The sequence below is a fragment of the Denitrificimonas halotolerans genome (assembly GCF_034259425.1).
GTDB classification, from domain to species: Bacteria; Pseudomonadota; Gammaproteobacteria; order Pseudomonadales; family Pseudomonadaceae; genus Denitrificimonas; species Denitrificimonas halotolerans.
The window spans coordinates 1-791 of the sequence record NZ_JAXIVU010000047.1 but is presented as its reverse complement, the minus strand read 5'-3'; the positions used below and the strand labels follow the sequence as shown (position 1 = coordinate 791).

The 791-nt window shown below is 47.3% G+C and carries 2 protein-coding genes; both read right to left on the bottom strand.

Going from position 1 to position 791, the window contains the following annotated elements; genetic code table 11:
- The coding region (locus TOI97_RS13200) for an IS3 family transposase (protein ID WP_321554586.1) at positions 1 to 531 on the bottom strand (531 nt) is incomplete at its 3' end.
- Between the two features lie 11 nt (positions 532 to 542).
- Positions 543 to 791, bottom strand: a 249-nt coding sequence (locus TOI97_RS13195; protein ID WP_321554585.1) for a transposase, incomplete at its 5' end; no start/stop codon positions are given.

Sequence of the window (791 nt, the reverse complement as noted above, 5' to 3'; positions counted from 1 at the left end):
GTTTCTGCGCCAGATCGCCATCAATAATGCATCGATTACAATTTCCTTTGCCATGCTGGCTTTCATTGACCAACCAATAACGCGCCGTGAGTGCAAATCAAGTATGACTGCCAGATACATGAAGCCTTCATACGTGCGGATATATGTAATATCCGTGACCCAGGCTTTGTTTGGCTGAGCATAATTAAACTCACGATTCAGTTGGTTTTTAGCAGCCAGCGCTGGCTTACCTGCACGATGCCGCGGCGCTTTATAACCTCTTAGAGCCTTTAATCGTGCACAACTCATCAGTCGTGCCACGCGGTTTACTGAACATGTTTCACCGGCTTCTCTTAAATCTTGATAGATGCGCGGACTCCCGTAAATCCCACCGCTTTCCAGCCAAGACTCTTGAATCAAAGCGGTTAAGCGTTTGTTTTCAAGCGCTCTGGCTGACTCAGGCTGCTTGATCCATTGGTAATAACCGCTGTGATGAACACATAGCACGCGGCACATCAACCTGACTGAATGGCTCTTTTTATGCTCAAAAATAAACGCATACTTTAATTGAGCTGCTTGGCAAAGTACGCGGCGGCCTTTTTTAATATGTCGCGCTCTTCTTCAGCACGTTTGAGCTCTGCTTTAAGCCTCGCGTTCTCAACAGCTAAATCATGCTGCTGCGTGATCAGAGGATCAGGATTGGCCGCTTGCTTGTGTTGCTTGAGCCAGTTGTAAAGACTGTGGTCTGAAACGCCCAGTCGCTCAGAGACGTCTTTTACAGAATAACCGCGTTCGGTTATTTGTTTGATGGC